Below are 19,495 nucleotides of genomic sequence, written 5' to 3' on the forward strand. Positions count from 1 at the left end.
CCTTGGCCTGCTCTAACGCCTGACTCATGATCTCGCGGGAAACTCCGTCGATCTTGATGTCCATCTGTAGGGCGGAAACACCCCTTGCGGTGCCGGTGACCTTGAAGTCCATATCACCCAGATGATCTTCATCGCCTAAGATATCAGAGAGAACAACAACCTCATCATTCTCCTTGATCAGGCCCATGGCAATCCCGGAAACCGGCTCCTTAATCGGAACACCAGCATCCATCAGAGAAAGAATACCTCCACAGACCGTAGCCATGGAAGAAGAGCCATTAGACTCTAACACCTCGGCAACAATACGGATGGTATAAGGGAATTTCTCGCGATCCGGCAGAACGGCGGCAATCGCCCGGGTAGCCAAGGCACCATGACCGATATCACGTCGACTTGGTCCGCGAAGAGGTCGGCACTCGCCCACGCAGTATGGAGGAAAATTATAATGGAGCATAAAGGGCTTGAAGGCCATTCCGTACAGCGATTCAACGCGCTGCTCGTCATCACCACTGCCAAGTGTAGCTATCGCCATGACCTGGGTCTCACCCCTGGTGAACAGCGATGAACCATGAACCCTGGGCAACACTCCAACTTCGCCGGTGATCGGTCGCACCTCATCAAAACGACGCCCGTCGATCCGAGACTTGTTCTGGACAATGTGGCCTCGCATCACCTTTTTCTTAAGTTTATACAACAGTTCCTTCGCTTCCTTAAGAGACACAGTTTCGTCTTGGGATAACTGATCAAGGACATTTTTTTCCAAGGAGTGATAGAGAGTGGAACGCTCCATCTTGTCAGCCGTGGATGTAACCTTTTCCATATCCTGACCGGCCATTGCCGTGATCCGGGCAAGAAGCGCCTCATTGATCACCGGTGCGCTGACTGTCATCTTCGGCTTGCCAACGGCTTCCCGCAACTCGTCCTGAATATCAAGCAGGGGCTGCAAGCCATCAAAACCAAAATAGATGGCGTCCAGAATCTCCTGCTCCGTAAAATTATCCGCTCCGCCTTCAACCATGACTACGGCTTTACGTGATCCTGCAACAATCAGATCCAACCTCGAATTTTCAAGTTGAGACTTGGTAGGATTCAAAATCAACACACCATCCACCGAGCCAACGCGAACGCCGGCAATCGGACCCTCAAATGGGATATTGGAAACCCCAAGGGCAGCCGAAGCGCCAACGATAGAGAGGACATCCGGGTCATTCTCTTGATCCATGGACAAGACAGTGGCAATAATCTGAGTCTCGTTACTGTAGCCATCGGCAAAAAGCGGGCGTAGGGGGCGGTCGATAAAGCGACAGGTCAATGTCTCCTTTTCGCTGGGGCGGCCGATCTCACGCCGAAAAAAACTCCCCGGGATCTTGCCAACTGAGTATAATCGCTCTTGATATTCTACAGTCAGTGGAAAAAAATCTAAATCCATACGGGGTTCAGACGCTGCAGTTGTAGTCACCAACACCACAGTCTCTCCGTATGTTACCACAACCGAGCCATTAGCTTGCTTCGCCAAACGACCACTTTCGATGGTGAGTTTTTTCCCACCAATTTGAGTCTCTACTATTCTGACCATCATCTCTCCTGTCGCCGCCCAGCGCCAGATTGCAGGACATCCCACTCTCCAGCGCCTTTCCGTAGGCGGTATTGTCCTCATACTTCTTGCAGAGCCATTGCGGAAAAAAGGTCCCTGTACTCCACAAAAAAGCAGCCCCATCAAGTCTTCTGCCAACCAGAAGACCCAGGGTTCTTACTTACGAATGCCAAGCTCCTGAATAACTTCACGGTAGCGCTCAACATTTTTGCCTTTCAAATAATTAAGCAAACGACGTCGTTGGCCAACCAGTTTCAGCAATCCGCGGCGCGAATGGTGATCTTTTTTGTGGGTCTTAAAGTGATCGGTCAAGTAAATGATCCGCCCTGTCAAAAGAGCAATCTGTACCTCAGGGGAGCCGGTATCTCCTGGATGATGACCAAATTTTTCAATCAACTCTTTTTTCTGTTCAGTTTGTAATGTCACGATAGACCTCCATTGGTTCTAAAAAAGTTATAATCAAATTATTTACAATCTGTAATGCGAGTACAACCGGTGGCGTTCTATATAAACGCTGGATAACCTACCTAAGCAGATACGTTTCCAGCCTCTTCTTTATTGATAATCTGCTCAATAGCAGCAAGCCCAAAAGCGTGTGCCAAGAGCAAAGCCCGCGCCTCATCTTTGTCTGCCAACAGTGCGCCGGACACGGCGCTAGATACTGAAAAAGGACCATTGTCCAACCTTCGAAGCGCTGTCAAATGCGCTCCGCAACCAAGCGCCTTACCAATATCTGCCGCCAAGGTCCGGATATACGTTCCTTTACTGCAACGCACCCTGATCCCCATGGTCTCACCCCTAAGGAAAGTGCAGGATAACTCATCAATCTGCACCGGCCTCGGCTCTTTTTCGATTATCACGCCGTTCCGGGCATAGTGATATAATGGTTTCCCTTGATGCTTGACCGCAGAAAACGCCGGAGGCGCTTGCATCTGCTTCCCCATAAACCTATCCAGACAGGCTCGTACCATTGTCAGATCAAGGGCTGGCACCTGATGTTCGGCAACCACCCGACCTTCGACATCAAGAGTATCTGTTTCCACCCCGAGACGCATCTCAGCCTCGTAGAGTTTATCACCCAGCATCAGTCTCGGAATCAACCGAGTAGCTGGCCTGCCGATACAGATAATCAATAGCCCCGAAGCAAAAGGGTCAAGAGTCCCAGTATGGCCGACCTTTTTAATCTGCAGCGCCCTGCGCACCTGTTGGACCATTCTGAATGAAGTTGGTCCAACAGGTTTGTCGATTAAGACAAGACCTGCTGTGAACTCTGTCCCACCATTAGGGGATTGGGTATCGCTCAGCAATATCCGGAACCTGACATCCTCAGTCCTGCACTAACGGGAGAAGCAGGGAAACAACTCGGTCACGAGCCTCTTGAAGAGTTTCACCATTACCAAACTTACAGCCTGCCGCGTTTCGATGTCCACCACCCCCAAGTCGACGAGCGATCTTAGCGACATCGTAAAGCGTACCCTTGGAGCGCATACTAACACTGATGACATCCGCCTTTTCCTTCAAAAACACAGCGACCTTAACCGAAGCGAGAGAACGGGGATAATTAATAAAAGATTCGGTATCTTCAGAGACTGCCCCCGTAGACTCAAACATCGCTTTAGTGGCGGTGATAATGGCTAATTTGCCCTCAGAATGGAGTTCAAGAGTAGATAATACTGCCTGCAGAAGATGTAACCGGTTTTCTGTAAAATTATCAAATAATTTCCCAGCAACATGCTCGGGGTTGATTCCTTTAGCAACCAGCTCGCCGGCAACAGCAAAAGTTTGGGGTGTCGTTGATGCGTACTTGAAAGACCCGGTGTCAGAAACAATAGCGGTATAGAGACAAAACGCGGCATCAAGAGAAATTTCCGCCCCCAATGCCTGGGCCAGTTCATATACCATATCACCGGTAGATGCACGCCCTGACTGAACCCAGCGCAAATCACCGAACTCTTTATGCCCGGCATGATGATCAATGACAATCAAGGGATGAACCGTCAGCATCCTCTCGACTGAGCTTCCGAGCCGGAAACAGTCGCCGCAATCAAGCACAATAACACAATCCACAGTCGCCAAGTTAGGTAAATGTGTCGTCAGTTTTTCACAACCTGGCAAAAAACTATAGAGGTGAGACACGGGCTCCTCACTATAGCGGATAACCTTTTTTCCCATTCCCTCAAGAATGTCACCCAACCCAAGCTGTGAGCCCAAAGCATCTCCGTCTGGAAAGACGTGGGTCGCAACAAGAATAGTCTCAGCTGTCTGGATCGTCTTGACTATCTGGTTCAGATGATTGTCGCTCATTGGCAATCTCCCGCAGTATCTGGTCCATTTCTGCCTGCCGCAAAGCCGAAATGTCGTGCTTAAACTGCAACTCCGGCATATAGCGCAGGTTCAATGTTTTGGCCAGATGAGTACGCATAAATCCACGTGAACTGGCAAGCCCTGCCTCGACATACTTCATATCCTCAACCGGGCAGCTAAAATAAACAAACGCTGTGCGCAGATCGGGAGGAACTTCTACCCGAGTAATCGCTACCTCGACCAGTCTTTGATCCTTGACCTTCTGTAAGAGAAGCATGGCAAGCTCTACCCGGATGGCGTCGGCGACTCGGGCCGGACGACGACTCGGAGCACGTCCAAGTTCGGGTGAGGCATACTTGGTCTTTCCTTTTCGAGATGATGTCATTGTATAACCGATAGCCAAGGCCATTGAAGCCTAAAGCTTGCCGGCCACCTCGTCCATGACAAAGGCTTCCAGAGTATCGCCAATCCTGATGTCATTATAATTCTCAACACCAAGTCCGCACTCATAACCTGTCAGCACCTCTTTCACATCATCCTTAAATCGTTTCAAAGAGGCGAGAGTACCGGTGTAGACAATCACACCATCACGGAGCAATCTGACTTTAGAGTTCCGCTCGACTTTCCCGTCAGTAACGTAACAGCCGGCAACGGTACCGACCTTAGGAACGTTAAAGGTTTCACGCACTTCAAGCCGCCCCAGAACGCGCTCGACATACGTCGGCTCCAACATCCCGGTCATGGCCAGACGAATGTCGTCCAAGGCATGATAAATAACATCATAGAAACGGATATCAACATTCTCGCTCTTGGCGAAGTCCTGCACCTTGGAGCTTGGCCGAACATTGAAACCGATAATAATTGCGTTTGAGGCGGCCGCTAGAAGAACATCGGAGTCCGTGATCGTACCGGTACCCTCATGGAGAACGCGAACCCGAATTACATCGGTGCCCAAGTTGGCAATCGCTTGTCCAAATGCCTCCAAAGTCCCCTGAACATCTGCTCGGATGAGGACAAACAGTTCTTTAACATCACCCTCTTTCAACTTATCAAAGAGGTTGTCAAGCGATACCTTCGATGCCTTACCAAGCTGTAACTCCCGACTCTTCATCTGCCGCTCGTTACTTAGATTTTTGGCCATCTTCTCGTCTGGCAGAACGATAAACTCATCGCCAGACATCGGTACGCCGCTCAATCCTTGAATCTCAACCGGCATTGCCGGACTGGCCTCTTCGATTTTCTTGCCCTTATCATCAAGAAGCGTCCGGACTTTACCGTAATAATCGCCAATGACAAATGCATCGCCTGTCCGCAGTGTTCCATGCTGAACCAAGACAGTTGCCAACGGTCCGCGCCCCTTATGAAGGTGGGCCTCGACTACCCTGCCACGTGCGCGCCGATTATGATCCGCTCTCAACTCCAGCACTTCGGCCTGGAGCAGGATTTGCTCAAGCAGACCCTCAATGCCAATATTCTTTTTTGCGGACACTTCACAGAAGATGGTATCTCCACCCCACTCTTCCGGGACCAGAGCAAAATCAGAGAGTTCACGCTTAACCCGCATAGGATCGGCATTAGGCTTATCAATCTTGTTGATTGCGACCACGATAGGGACCTGAGCCGCCTTCGCGTGATTGATGGCCTCCTTGGTCTGATCCATGACTCCATCGTCAGCAGCAACAACCAGGACGACGACGTCGGTCACTTGAGCGCCACGGGAACGCATCTCAGTAAAGGCAGCATGACCCGGCGTATCGAGGAATACCACATCTCCCTGCGCTGACCGTACGTAGTGCGCGCCAATATGCTGTGTAATTCCGCCCGCTTCACCAGCGGCAACGTCAGTGTTCCGAATGGCATCAAGGATCGATGTCTTGCCATGATCAACATGGCCCATGACTGTAACAACTGGAGGGCGAGGTCGCATCTCTCCGCCGCTCGCCTCTTCTTCAAGATTGATGATACTAATTTCATCAGTCATGGCCAGCTCAACTTCGTATCCGAAATCACCGGCCACCACAGTAGCAGTTTCCAAATCAAGTGACTGATTAACTGTCGCCATGACACCAAGCGACATCAATTTTCCAATAAGCTCACCGACCTTGATCCCCATGCGGTGCGCAAGATCACCGATGGTTATGGTCTCATGAATAATAATTCTCTTTTTAATAGCCTTGGTTTCGCCGGCAGAAGGCAAGATCTCTCCCTTCATTTTTTTGCCGCCGCCACGTCCACCACGCCCTATTTTAAGCGATGCAGCAAAACGACCGCCGCCAGCCATGGCAACATCTTCAATATCAACATCAGCAAAGCCTTTTTTCTTGAGAGCGCCCTTTTTCCCTCGGGCATCAGCGGCGTCAGCAGCATGGGTAAACTTGACAAAACGCTTGGCCTTATGGCCCTTAGCGGCATCGTCCTCCCCTCCAGCAACAGTCGCAGGCTTGGCCGGCTCAACACTCCCTGCCGCCTTTTTGGGCCGTGGTGGCGGTGGAGCCGGACGTTTCGGCGCTACAGACCTCGGAGCTTCGACAGGAATCTGAATTGCAGCCCGCTTGATTACCCGAGCAAACCCCTTACGAGCATGCTCAGCACGTGCTACCTGCTGGTCTTCAGTCTCGAGGTCTTCCTCCTCTTCCGTTTCTACTTCGGCAGAAACTTCAACCTCGTCACCAGGAGCTGCTTCAGGTTCTGATTCAGTCGTCAAAAGAGGCTCATGGGCAGATTCTTCTTCCTGAGGTACGATAGTCTCCAGAGACGTCCCTGGGACAGTCGTCTCTTCAGCTGTGATCTCAACTGAGATTTCATCCTCTTCTTCGACCTCGTCTTCTTCCGACATCTCCAAATCAGTCGCCACATAGGCTTGCTCGACAGCCTGCAAATCCAGGTTAGGAACGGCTTTGGTTCGTCGCCGAATAATAGTTCCCCCTGTCTTCGCCTGGATCCTTTTCTCCTGGATCTCGGTGTGTGTTGACAGCAACCGTTTTTTAATATCTTCAGCAACAGCCTCATCCAAAGCTGAGCTGTAACTCTTCACGTCGTATCCCAGTTCTATGAGCTTGGCCGCCAGCACCTTACTGTCCATGCCTACTTCTTTAGCCAACTCGTAAACCCTGACCTTCATTAGCCCAACTCCCATCTTTCTCCATACATCGTAATGAAGCCCCGCTGAGAGCAAGACTCCGTAAAAATAGTAACTGCTCAGATTAATTCAACTGTAGACCATCCTGGCAAACTGTGCTTCAAGCCCTACCTGCATAACCAGATCAGAAGCCTTATCCCGCGCCTGACAGCGCAAGGCCCACCCCAGTTTTTTTCGCTGCTTCATCAGCCGCTGAAAACATCCTGACTTCCGGCAACAGTAAGCCCCTCGGCCGGGCCTACGACCAGCCTCATCAATCATCAACTCTCCTGCCGAAATCACCAAGCGAACGAGTTCTGCCTTACCGACCTTGGCACCACAACCGAGACACGTTCTGATCGGGCCGGGCACTATCCTTCTCAGATCCTTATCAAGATGGCTGTTCAGTGGCGGGCAGCACCTCAGCCTCAACCACACCCTCATCCTCATTCTTAGGGACCGGCACGGCACGTGCGGCCGCAATCAGATTTGCACAAACCTCCTCCGACACCCCCTCCAACATCCCAGATAAGGCAGCCGGATCAGCCTCCGCCAATTCTGCGGCAGAGGTGATATCGTTATCATACAAGATATCGGCCATTGGATGATTGATTCCTTTGATGGCGATCAATGATTGGAAGCCCTCTTCCATGAGCTTTTGATACTTCTGCTCACTCTTGACATCGATCCGCCACCCCATAAGCTCAGAGGCCAGACGCACATTCTGTCCACCCCGGCCGATGGCAAGAGACAACTGGTCATCGGCAACCACGACCTGCAAGGTCCGACGTTCCTCATCAACAACCACCATCGACACCTCCGCCGGAGCCAGGGCATTGGAGACAAATTTGGCAGGGTCCGGGCTCCAGGGCACGATATCGATCCGCTCTCCCTGTAGCTCCTGTACCACATTCTGCACTCGCGATCCCTTCATACCAACACAGGCGCCAACCGGATCGACATCGTTTTCCGATGAAGATACTGCAATTTTCGCCCGAACACCAGGCTCTCGGGCTACTGCCAGAATTGTAACAATACCTTCTGCAATTTCAGGAACTTCAATAGCAAACAACTTAGCAACGAATTGCTTGTCGGTACGGCTCAAGATCAACTGTGAATCACGCGCGTCTTGGCGAATATCCATCAACAAGGCTCGGATTCTGTCACCCTGGTGATAAGAACGCCTCGGCATCTGCTCGTTTCTGGGCAAGATAGCATCGGTGCGACCAAGATTGACAATAATATGGCCGCGCTCAAAACGCTGCACGATACCGTTGACAACATCGCCCTTGCGGTCTTTAAACATCTCATAGACCACCTCACGCTCTGCATCCTTCATCTTTTGGATAATAACCTGCTTAGCAGACTGAGCGGCGATACGGCCAAGCTCAGAAACATTCTCCATCTTACTGCCCAAGTCATCCGTCAGCTCCACATCCGGATCGAGAACCTGCGCCTCAGCTAAGGATATCTGGGTCTGCTCGTCCTCTACAGTTTCCACAACCGTACGGAACTGATAGAGCTCGACCTCACCAGTCTCATCATTATATTGGGCCTCCATCTCACGACGCATGCCAAATTTCTTCTTGGCAGCGGACATGACAGCCTCTTCCAACCCCTTAATCAGCAGGTCGCGGTTTATCCCTTTGTCCCTACAGACTTGATCGATCACTCTCTTTAAATCTGATATCATCCGACTTCTCCAAACATCATCCCAGGATACTCCTGCAGGTTAAAACTCGATAACCAGCTTCGCCCTGACAATATCCTCCAAGGCAATCTGTTCATTTTTTTCAGGCGCTCCATCAACGGTTACCACACCCTTTATCTCATCAACACCAGCAATTATGCCGGCAACATGTCGCGTTTCTTCCCCAACTCTTATCTTAATCGTGACTTTTTGGCCCAGGTTTCTGATAAAATCCCGTGCTGTCGTCAACGGCCGATCCAGACCAGGCGAAGAGACTTCCAAATGATACGCCTTGGCAATAGGGTCTTCCACTTCCAGAAAATGCCCTACCGTCCGACTCACCGTGGCGCAGTCATCAAGAGTAATCCCACCCTGCTTGTAGATAACCAGCCTAAGCACCAAACCAATCGGCTCATTGCGCAGCTGTATCTCCACCAACTCAAAGCCAAGGTCCGTCAGCAGCGGCTCAATCAACTGCCGAACCTGCGCTGTTGCCGCTGTTTCCATACCTCGTCCTCCGACTCGCCCCTTCAGGAAAAAAAAAAAGCGGGTAAAAACCCACTTTCCATAAATCAGCTGACCACGTAAGATCAACAACAACCATTTTTGGAAGCCACTCCGCCGACATCGACTAGCATGGCCTGATGTTAAAACATCAGACTGCGGAGTGGAGCGGGCAACGAGATTCGAACTCGCGACACCAAGCTTGGGAAGCTTGTACTCTACCAACTGAGCTACACCCGCCCAGCAGACCAATGCTATATTATACTAAAATAATCCCCGCTGTCAAGAAGATATATCCACACAGGGGCGTCGTCAGCCCTCCTTGTTTCTCGATCAACCGATTATCACCGCTTGAGCAAAAGAGATAATCGGCATGATCAACCGCGGCAATATTCCGGTATAAAAAAGAACCAGGAGAATAATAAACCCATACGGTTCCAGACGGATATAAAAAGCAGCCAGGTCGTGAGGAAGAAGGCCAAGAAGAATTTTACTACCGTCAAGGGGCGGAATAGGAACCAGATTGAATACCGCCAGCATAATATTGATCCAAATACTGGCAACAAGCATTTGCATCAGCGGCATAAGAATGAAAACCGGAAGGCCCAGACTAAAGAGAGCGATCAGCTTAGCCGCCAAAGCGCTAACCACCGCCATCGCCAGATTTACCGCCGGACCCGCCAGGGAAACCCAGATCATATCCTGCTGCGGATTTTTAAAATATCGCGGATCAACCGGAATAGGCTTGGCCCAACCAATCTTCATCACAAAAAATGCTATAACCCCGAGCGGGTCCAGGTGCTTGAGCGGATTTAAGGTCAACCGGCCCATCTGAGCGGCCGTTGGATCTCCCAAGCGATATGCCACCATTCCATGAGCAAACTCATGCACAGTCAGGGCAAAAAGAAATGGCGGAGTAAGAAGAATAAGTTCCTGAATCACAGTAATAGGTATCCTGGTTAGTATTAAGACAAGGCGGGTAAAAAACACCCCTACGGCAGAGGGTAATGCTCACAAAGAAAGGCCTCTTCATCCTCCTCGGTCACCACCAAACCATCGAGCTTGGCCTCCAGCAGATGGTTCAGAATCGTGGTATAGAGAGGCCCTGCCGGATACCCCTTAGCCTTTAGTTCAGCACCTTGAATATGAGTGCTCACCTGACAAAGATCGGTAACATAGAGGGATACGGCTTGCTTGCCCGCCTTCTTGACCAGCAACCCCATCAGGTGGAGCACCCCTTCGATACTTAACGGCTTCAGCAACCAGTAGACTTCGCTGGGCCTCAGCGGAGGGCCTTGAATGCTGATCTGCTCGGGCGCAGGTTCGGAATACTCAAGTCCGCAACTATCCGAATCCGCCACCAGACAATCATCGGTCAAGGTTCGATGATTGATTACCTTGAGGATCTTGGTCACCGCTGCTTTCTGCCGGATCAAAAGGTTACGGTCCCGCTCGCTGACTTCAAATTTCACACAGAAATCCAACAGCTGACGGGCTGTAAGTCGAGCGGTTAAGGCCAAAAGAAAGGTTTGCCATTGAACAAACGGCTCCTCCCGGTACAGCAGTTTAAACCACGCCACCCCGCGATGCGTCTCTCTGAGAATATTCTTCAATCGCTGATCGAGCTTGAGAGCCGAGTGAAAAAAAGCCAACAGATCGAACCCCGCCAGTCGATAGATAGCCGGCTGGGGATTTTCTTCCGTTAGAATATACTTCAACTCTTGAAAGAAACGCTTGCCGGAGAAACGGCCAAACATCTCCTGCTTAATAGCGCTTTTGATCAGCCTCTCGGTGAACTTTCCAAGTTTAAAGCCGAGCCGCTGCTCAAAACGGATCGCCCGGAAAATCCGGGTCGGGTCCTCAACAAAGCTCAAATTGTGGAGAACCCGAATCTGCTGATCACGAATATCGTTCTGACAGTTAAAAAAATCCACCAGCACTCCGAATTTTTCAGGATTCAAGGCGATGGCAAGGGCATTGATTGTGAAGTCGCGACGGAACAGATCGAGCTTGATGGAACTCATCTCCACAGTCGGCATCGCCGCCGGGTACTCATAGTATTCAAGGCGAGCAGTGGCGACATCGATCTTAAAACCGTCGGCAAGCTTGACCACGGCAGTTTGAAACTTCTCATGGGGTCGGCTCACCCCGCCCAACCGCTGAGCCAACTCACCGGCAAAGCGGATGCCATCCCCCTCAATCACGATATCCAGGTCAAAATTGCGGGTGCGCCGCAAGAGATCACGAACAAAACCGCCAACAGCATATGCCGCATAGCCCATTTCCCGCGCCACCTCACCGATAGTTCGCAGCAGGACAAGCATCTCTTTGGGCAGGTTGTTGACCAAGACCGTGTTCAAGTTGCGATGACGGACATTGGACGGCTGATCATCCCGGTCGCTATCGCCCGCCGTGCTCAATCGGTCCTTAACCAGGAGATTCAGCAAATCCGTTCTGGTGATAACCCCGATCACCCGCTCATCCTCCACCACCGGCAAAAAACGCTGACGGTGCTCAATAATCCGCTCCTGGATATCGGCAAGGGTCGCGTCTGGAGAAAGGATAGCGAACTCGGTGCTCATATAGTCGGTCACCGGCAGATCCCCCAAGCCATGGAAGATGGCCTTCTCGGCCACCCGCCTTGAGATCAGGCCTAAGGCCCGCCGTTCCACGTCCAACACCGGCAGGACGGTAATATTATAACGGGTCAGGATCTCATTGACATGAACGATGCTCGTCTCCGGCGGCACAAAAATCACCGGCGCAGACATTAACTCCCGAGCCGGGCTACGGGGCTGAACATGTTTGTGCAACAACCAAACCAACCTCTCCTCTGCCTCGACCAAAGACATATTCTTGATAGTGGCCGAAGCCGCCGAGGCGTGACCACCGCCGCCAAATTCCAAAGCAATGGTACCGACATTAATCTCCGGTACCCGACTGCGAGCGATGAGATAAAGGCGATCACCCATGGCAGCCAAAGCGAAGATGGTGTTCAAGTTCTCAATAGCCATGAATTTGCGGACCAACAGAGCAAATTCGTCGATATAATCCGGCAGCATGATCCGAGCAACCACCACGGGCAGCCCGTGAATTGTGTACGTGGTGGCCGAGTCGATCATGGTATTCAGGATGCCAAGCTCGGTGGCGCTCAGCTCCTGAACAATAAACGGCGAAATCACACTCAGATTGGCCCCCCGAGCCAGAAGCCATGCCGCGGCCTCAAGATCCAGAGGAGTGGTGGTGTCGAACAGGAATGAGCCGGTATCCTCATGAATGGCCATGGTCATAAGGGTAGCATCATCGGCGGTAATCTCAACCCCCCGCTCCCTGAAGATCTCCACGAAAATCGAGGTAGTGGAACCCATCGACCGAACCACCTCCAGATCTCCTCGCATGTCCTCAGGGGCATCAGGGTGATGATCATAAAGATGCACAGAGATGCCGGGGTTGGCCAGGCACTCGGCAAGAACACCGATTCTACTCGCCTGCCTGGTGTCAACAACGATAAGCCTGGTAACCTCGGCAAGATTGATATTCTTCAGACGTTGGAAGGTATAGGCCAGAGAGGACTGCTTGATGTAATCACGGACATTACGCTCCTGGGACCCAGGAAAGACCATTTCTGCTGACGGATAAAGCTTTTTGGCGGCCACCATAGCAGCAAGGCTGTCAAAATCCGCATTAAGATGGGTGGTGATGATTTCCATGGAGGTCTGGTTTGTCTCTCTTTATTCATAAGCAGGGCGCTTCAGGCAACAACCCAAACCATAGAATAAAATCCGTACCCCGGCAACAGGTAACTCACGATCATACTGAAAAGAGATTCTGCACCATGGCTCTAATATTACTCGGGGAAAAGGGTCATTAAAACAGGGCATCGGGAAATCATGTTGATTTAATCTTCAGTCCTCTAGAATTGCCCGTATGGCATCTATCCTCCAGCTCAGTTCCCGGGTTTCATAAAGATGAAGATATGACGGAAATGATGCCTCCCATAATAATGGTGGGTGTCAGATTTTGATTATCTTCGTCTCACCAGTGTCAGATTTTGCACTTATTACAACTCCACCTTCTGTGATCTGCGCTAGTTGTCAATGATTTGCTTTAACGTCTACAACATGCCAAAAATACCCATCAGCTTCGTTCTTGCTATGAGGTTACCCGGCAACGCCGGAAGCCTTGTGCTGCGAGCCAGGTAAACACGAAAACCAAAAAGCTGATCCCTGTCATTTCAAAGACAACGCGAGATGAGGTGCCAATGTCCGGATTTTCCAAATAGTGAAAGCGGGGGAAACGGTCATAGTCGTCAACTGTCAGCATCCGCTCGGCTTTGGCCCGGCAGACAAAGAAGTCGCACCATTGTTGGTGAAAGTGATCAACCTGGTCTGAAAAATCTTGATAACGGCTACGTCCGGTACCGGCTATTTCCGCAAGCGCGTCGTACATAAGCATCGCCGGCGAAGCAAACGCAAGACGTTCGGCCAGGGTGTGCTGCTGCTGTAACTTGGTATCATGAGTTGCGATGATCTCATCGGCACGGGCGGTAGCAGCTTGCACGCTGGCAAGGCTCCGCAGGGTTCGCTCCCGGAGGCTGCCCCGCTCTAGCTTATCCTCGTGCGTATGCGTAACTCCTCCGCGCGAATGTTCTTCCGGTGTGCCGACCAGGGCGGCGTCACGCTCGCGGTCGGCATCGACCTTAGCCGCCCGCACCGCAAAAACCAACTCGGCGCGCGATGGCGAGGGATAACGCGTTTCTGCCCAAGCATTAACGAGGGTGGGCACAATCAATAGCAGGCCAATCCAGGCCGCCACCAAGAGCAGGGCGTTATAAGCTGAATCCCGGCTTAGCAGTCCGTTCACAGCTCCGCTCAAAGCGGCCCAGAATGCCCCGTAAAGAATGATCGCCAGCGCCATGATTACCAGCGACTGAACCGTGCCCGCCAGATTGCTGCCAATAAAAAAAATAAGCCCCGAGAAAACCGACACCAAGGTAAAAAGGATGGGAAGCCCGGCTCGCACCAGAAGCTTGCCGATCATCACGGTTCGCAAGTGAACCGAACATGAAGCGGTAAGGGCGAGCGTCCCCTGTTCTCTCTCCCCAGAAACCAGGTTATAGGTGAGCGCGAGAATCCAGAGCGGATAGACAAAGACCAGGACAAAGGCAAGATCAAAGGAGCCAGCGAGGAGATGAACCGGATTGTCGATTTCGTTACTGAAGAGAAAAGTGTCCTTGCTCCCGGTCGAGACTAACACAGTAGGCGGGTAGAGGTCACTTTGGCCGACAGCCGTAATTGCCAAGGGGTGAGGCGGCAAGGATAGGTTTGTCGCGCCTCTCCCGTTCCCGACAAAAATAGCATTTCTCGGGTCTCGGTAAGGGCGATCCGGGGGCGGTACCTTGCCGGCCTCGATGTCGGCCAAATTCGCCCGCAAATCCGTGAGCCTTTTTTGCTCATCGACACTTGCGGCTGCAACAGAAAGCGTTTGACGCTTTTCCAAAACCTTACCGTTGTGAAGGGCATAGGTTACGGTGCAGAGGATCATCGCAAGTACGAGCCATAGCGCTGGATCATGCCGGAGATTGCGCCATTCGCAACGAATCGCTGCCTGAAAGATATGTAAGTTTGCCATAAGTGATACTCCTAAATTACTCGTATGCGCTTCACAGCGAAGGCAGCAAGAAGCGCCGCCATGATGAACCAGCCCGTCAGAGAAAAGAGATTGCTGGCCTGCGCCGCAAGCACCCATTCGGCTTGGGGTCCGTGATATATAAAGGAAGGAATTTTTTCCCATATTTCAGGGTCAGCCACATAGTTTTCGTCGCCGTAACGGCCATTGTGGATGAGATCATCACTCGCGATGGTCTGGATTATGCGCCGGTGTTGCTCGGCGGCGCTAGCGAAATGACGGTGGCTCCGGTTGTCCGTGCCTGCCATTCCCATCGAGTAGGGCTGAATAGCGAGAAATGGCACGGCAAAACCGAGAACCGCGCGCCATCTATCCTGTCGGAGAAAATCCTCCTGTAAGGCGCCAAAATGACGATCGTAGATACGATAACCTTGCTCATCGCTTTCACGCAGAGATAGGCCTCGAAAATTAACGGGGAGATCCTCAACTCGCTCAACTCCATATTGGCGGAGCACCTGATCGCGGAAAGCAATAAAGGCTGGATGCTTTTCGTTATGTTCGAAGGATTTTTTCTTGTCGTTGGCGATATCTTGACGGTATTCGAGTGCACTGGGGAGCGGCAGGGTGTCGCGCACAAAATCCGTCAACAAACGTGGTGCGAGAAAACAGATGAACAGCCAGAAGGCCAACAAACCGACCAATGCCGCGCGTGAGGTCCAGGAAAAAGCCGAGACCGCCAGCGCCAAGGCGGCAAAACCTCCGAGATAGAGACCGTAGCCGATCACCAACCAGCCAAGCCGCACCAGTTGATCTTGGTACGAAAGAACCGATGGCTCGACGAGGAAAAGACAGCACAGCAAAACTCCCGCCAAAGCAGGCAACAGCAAAGCCGCGAGAACGGAAATCACCGCGAGATATTTGCCAGCGAGCAGGTCTAACGGGCGGGTCCCCAAGCTCAAGAGCTGGCGCAGCGTCCCCCGTTCTCGTTCGCCCGAGAATGCCGAAAAACCGAGCATAATCACCAGAAGCGGCATCACCGTCTGGAGCACGAAGGCCAGGGAAAGGTTTCCGAGACGCACCGAAAGGCCGCCATCGTACGCCGGGATAAATTGCACCTCGTTTTGTTTGTGGGCCTCAAGCCAGACGGCGGTGCCGACATAGGCTTCAATGCCAGGGTCGGCGAGCGCTAACGGACTTTGCATCTTAAAAGCGTATTGGCCGAAATGGGCTCCGGCATGCGGGTTCTTGGCACCCTGGGCGGTCCAGAGCTGGCGGTCAGCCTCCGCCGCAACCGTTCGGTCGCGCTCCGTGCGTTGTGCCTGGCCAGCTCCGAAGATAACGGCGCAGGCCATAAGAAGCAGAGTTAGTGCTGCGAGCCAACGAAAGCGGGCATCACGATTAATTTCAAGCCACTCCTTGGCGGCTATGGTTCGGATGATCCGCCAACGGACATAGTTCGTTGTGTCGTCGGTCATGCTAACCGCTATCGGACTACTCATGCTGCCAACTCCTGACGTGAGATATCGAGGTATTCACGCTCAAGCCCGACGTGATCGGTGTCGTCGGTATTGAATACCGCAGCCAAGCGACCGCGCTGCATGATGCCTACACGGGTGGAACACTGTTTGGCGAGAAACAGATCGTGGGTGACCATCAGCACAGCCAGATTACGCTGCCGCAGATCCTCGATCAACCTCGCAAATTCATTCGCGGCTAGCGGATCGAGACCCGAGGTCGGCTCGTCTAGGAGCAGAGCTTTTGCCTCCTTGGCCAAGGCGATGGCGATCCCCACCTTTTGCCGCATCCCCTTAGAGTAGCCGGAGACGCGGCGGGTTGCGGCGTTCTTTGGCAAGCCAGCCTCGGAAAGCAGGGTCAGCAGGTCGCCCCGCTCACGCTGGCGTCCAGAGGAGAGAGCGCTGAAATACTCCAAGTTCTCAAGCCCGGAGAGATTGCCGTAAAGCATTACCGTCTCGGGAATATAGGCGAGTCTCTTCCGCGCATCTAGCGGTGCCTCAGCAGCATTGACGCCACAAACCAACGCTTGTCCAGAAGTGGGGGTAATAAAATTGAGGAACAGGTTTACGGTGGTGGTTTTGCCTGCTCCGTTGGGGCCAAGCAGGCAGAAAACCTCACCGTCCCGGACATGTAGATCAAGGCGATCAAGCGCTGGTATACCTTGATAGATCTTGGTGAGTGAGCGTGCTTCGAGCATGAACAAGTATCTCCTTGATTTTTAACAAAATCCGGCAATAGTCACAAACCTCTGAACACTATTGCCGGAGTCTTATTTGTTATTAATAAATCCCGCTACCTTAAAAAGTGTACTTAAGGTTGGCCAGAAAAGTCCGCCTTGGGTAAGGATGTGACACATGATACAGTTCGTCGGTGAGGTTATCTATCCCTAGGGATGCTGTCATGTCCTTCATGATAAAGAAGGAGACCTTCGTGTCAAAAACCAGGAATTCATCAAGCCCGCCATAGCCACCGTTGTCGTCGCTGTTATCGAGCTTATCAAACTGCTCTCCCGAGTAGTGGCCTGCTAATGTGACAAACCAGCGATCGGAAGGCGCATAATCGAGAACGCATTTGGCACGCCATTGCGGTACGCGCGGGAAGTCCTTGCCAACACTCCCTGGCACATTCTCGTTGGCCAATATCTCGGAATCAGAAAATGCGAGATTGGCAAACGCTCCAAGCCCGTCGATGAGGAGTTTTCGTTTATTGATCGCAACCTCGATGCCCCGAGTCCTCACTTCATCCACATTCTGAAAATTTGTAATATTTGTATAGGTGTTGGTCTGGCTGTAAATGGCATCATCCACGTAGTCTTCGAAAAAAGTCAGGCGTGCTTCCCCTGTTTCTCCCAATAGGCGTGTGATGGTAAAATCCTTGGCAAAATCCTTTTCTGGCTTCAGGTCTGGGTTTGACTTGTTGATGACCCCTGAACTTGTAATCCCTCCGAAATAGAGTTCGCCTACTGTCGGAAATCTGGTCGCTGTACCAAGAGAAATGCGCAATCTCCAGTCCTCCGATGGTTTAAATGTTGTTGAAACCTTTGGCGAGATATCACTGTCGCTCTTATCAGGCATACTACTGGTGAGACGCCCTGTGGCGGCATCGGTCGACTTTGATGCATCGTTGCCCTCCCACCATTCCTGCCGGGCTCCGGCATAGACTGACCACTTCTTGTTGATGTCCCATGTGTCGTCGATAAAGACAGCGTGGGTCTGCGTTGTTCCTTTTTGGCCAATACTTAAAGTCGTTTTCGAATCACTGCTCCAATTTGTTGCATTCCAGGTGTCAGAATCGACGTAATACCGATCGTGGTGGTAGCCTGCCCCCACCGTGTGGAGGCCTGCCCCCTTGATCTCGTATGAACCTTTCAAATCGGCAGTATTCCATCCATTGTCGTTCTCCGTAACCGTGCCCGCGCCACCGCTTTGTGAAGTGGGAGGGGTGGCGCTCGACGTTCGGGTAATATCCTCAGGGCTGGTATAAAGACTCACTCCGGCAAAGACTTTAATGCCCTTCGGCGAATTATACATATAGGTCAGACCAGAAAGTGCGTCTTGCCTCTCCGTTTCTGCATAGGCGAAGGTATTTGGAGCTAACGTAAATTGCTTGCCATTGATGTTAACGTTGCCCGAGTATATGCGATTCCCACTGGCATCCAACAAATATGATTCTGGACTATCGCGAGCCAGCAAGCTGTCCCAAAAGCCCAAGGTGAAACGGATTTGCGACTCGGGGGTCAGGTCATAGGCCAGCTTAAACTTTGCCGTGTTGTTTGTTATGTCCTGCACCCCCTGAGCCCCCAAAATATATCTCGGTTGATTTCGAGGATCCTGGTCTGCCACCCATCCGGTTACGGCTGTTCCGGTATCGGCCCCTCCTGAAGATGCCAATACCGTGGCATACATGATTCCTTGAGCCTGCGTTTGCAGGCGGTCAGCCCAGATTGAGAGAGACAAAGGCCCGACCTTGTCTCCGTAGTATGCATTTGCTGTGTACCCGTTAAGATCAGAATCGGAATTGTATTCCCTGAAGTTCTGGAAAGTGTAAGTGACATCTGCCTGTGCTTCTCTCTTCTGCGGCATGTGCGTGCTGATAATAGCCGCCCCTGACATGGAATTACCGCTCAGCGCTGCAGAAAAAGGCCCATAGATCATGTCCACGCTTTCAATTTCGCCGGGCATAACCATCTGCCACTTCGGCGCATTGCTGTTACCGGCTGCGGTAAAATCACTTATACTGAGACCATCAGCAATGACCTGAGTTCTCGCAGTCATGGTTGAGTTATTGGCCCGGATAACCAGGGGGCTATTTGTAGACCCGGTGTATAACTTTCGCAGATAGGAGCCCGGCATGTATTTGAACACGTCCGCCGTATCTACAGTGTTTATCCGTTTAATTCCTTCGGCAGTAAGTGTCTCCACCACAGCCGGCACTTTGAAGATGCTTTCATCGACAATCGTTCCCGTGGGGGTTACCACTATATCGTCAAGCTTTGTCTCTTTATTCTCCCCTTCTGCTGAAGCTAGGGAAAAGAACGTAAGCAGAATAAGTGTGCTTCCAAACATCTCTTTCACAATTTTTTTCTTCAACTAACTCCTCCTTTCATGTTTCTGTACACCCTCTTTTCTGATAGTGTAAAAAA

General features: G+C 51.7%; 15 protein-coding genes and 1 tRNA gene. All 16 read right to left on the bottom strand.

Features of this window, described 5'->3' with window-relative positions; genetic code table 11:
• Positions 1–1,576 (bottom strand): polyribonucleotide nucleotidyltransferase (pnp, locus tag FP815_02795; protein ID MBA3013863.1); only part of this gene is annotated, 1,576 nt, incomplete at its 3' end.
• Positions 1,577–1,750: 174 nt separating this feature from the next.
• Positions 1,751–2,020, bottom strand: coding sequence for a 30S ribosomal protein S15 (gene rpsO, locus FP815_02800; protein ID MBA3013864.1), 270 nt, complete (start codon positions 2,018–2,020; stop codon positions 1,751–1,753).
• Positions 2,021–2,121: 101 nt separating this feature from the next.
• The gene (truB, locus tag FP815_02805) at positions 2,122–2,898 is read right to left on the bottom strand and encodes a tRNA pseudouridine(55) synthase TruB (protein ID MBA3013865.1); all 777 of its coding nucleotides are present in this window, start codon (positions 2,896–2,898) and stop codon (positions 2,122–2,124) included.
• A 22-nt stretch (positions 2,899–2,920) separates the two neighbouring features.
• On the bottom strand, positions 2,921–3,898 hold the full coding sequence (locus tag FP815_02810) for a bifunctional oligoribonuclease/PAP phosphatase NrnA (GenBank protein ID MBA3013866.1): 978 nt from the start codon (positions 3,896–3,898) through the stop codon (positions 2,921–2,923).
• Positions 3,849–4,307 (bottom strand): 30S ribosome-binding factor RbfA, encoded by a 459-nt coding sequence (gene rbfA, locus FP815_02815; GenBank protein MBA3013867.1) that lies wholly within the window; start codon positions 4,305–4,307, stop codon positions 3,849–3,851. Before rbfA ends, FP815_02810 begins: the two co-directional genes overlap by 50 nt.
• Positions 4,308–4,313: 6 nt before the next feature.
• Positions 4,314–7,034 (bottom strand): translation initiation factor IF-2, encoded by a 2,721-nt coding sequence (infB, locus tag FP815_02820; GenBank protein MBA3013868.1) that lies wholly within the window; start codon positions 7,032–7,034, stop codon positions 4,314–4,316.
• Positions 7,035–7,106: 72 nt separating this feature from the next.
• Positions 7,107–7,466 (bottom strand): YlxR family protein, encoded by a 360-nt coding sequence (locus FP815_02825; GenBank protein ID MBA3013869.1) that lies wholly within the window; start codon positions 7,464–7,466, stop codon positions 7,107–7,109.
• Positions 7,408–8,709 carry a transcription termination factor NusA gene (nusA, locus tag FP815_02830; GenBank protein MBA3013870.1) on the bottom strand — a complete coding sequence of 434 codons (1,302 nt, stop codon included), beginning with the start codon at positions 8,707–8,709 and terminating at the stop codon, positions 7,408–7,410. The genes FP815_02825 and nusA overlap by 59 nt, the downstream gene beginning before the upstream one ends.
• Before the next feature lie 39 nt (positions 8,710–8,748).
• Complete coding sequence (locus tag FP815_02835) at positions 8,749–9,213, bottom strand: ribosome maturation factor RimP (protein MBA3013871.1); 465 nt, start codon at positions 9,211–9,213, stop codon at positions 8,749–8,751.
• A 161-nt stretch (positions 9,214–9,374) separates the two neighbouring features.
• A tRNA-Gly gene (locus FP815_02840) sits at positions 9,375–9,450 on the bottom strand.
• Positions 9,451–9,543: 93 nt separating this feature from the next.
• Complete coding sequence (locus tag FP815_02845; GenBank protein ID MBA3013872.1) at positions 9,544–10,080, bottom strand: site-2 protease family protein; 537 nt, start codon at positions 10,078–10,080, stop codon at positions 9,544–9,546.
• 122 nt (positions 10,081–10,202) lie between these two features.
• Complete coding sequence (locus tag FP815_02850) at positions 10,203–12,920, bottom strand: CBS domain-containing protein (GenBank protein MBA3013873.1); 2,718 nt, start codon at positions 12,918–12,920, stop codon at positions 10,203–10,205.
• A gap of 442 nt (positions 12,921–13,362) precedes the next feature.
• The gene (locus FP815_02855) at positions 13,363–14,958 is read right to left on the bottom strand and encodes a DUF3526 domain-containing protein (GenBank protein MBA3013874.1); all 1,596 of its coding nucleotides are present in this window, start codon (positions 14,956–14,958) and stop codon (positions 13,363–13,365) included.
• Complete coding sequence (locus tag FP815_02860; protein MBA3013875.1) at positions 14,853–16,337, bottom strand: DUF3526 domain-containing protein; 1,485 nt, start codon at positions 16,335–16,337, stop codon at positions 14,853–14,855. Before FP815_02860 ends, FP815_02855 begins: the two co-directional genes overlap by 106 nt.
• Entirely contained in the window at positions 16,334–17,050 is a 717-nt protein-coding gene (locus tag FP815_02865) for an ABC transporter ATP-binding protein (protein ID MBA3013876.1), read from the bottom strand. The genes FP815_02860 and FP815_02865 overlap by 4 nt, the downstream gene beginning before the upstream one ends.
• Positions 17,051–17,150: 100 nt before the next feature.
• The gene (locus tag FP815_02870) at positions 17,151–19,442 is read right to left on the bottom strand and encodes a TonB-dependent receptor (GenBank protein ID MBA3013877.1); all 2,292 of its coding nucleotides are present in this window, start codon (positions 19,440–19,442) and stop codon (positions 17,151–17,153) included.
• Positions 19,443–19,495: the final 53 nt, after the last annotated feature.

This window comes from Desulfobulbaceae bacterium (assembly GCA_013792005.1).
Classification (GTDB): domain Bacteria; phylum Desulfobacterota; class Desulfobulbia; order Desulfobulbales; family VMSU01; genus VMSU01.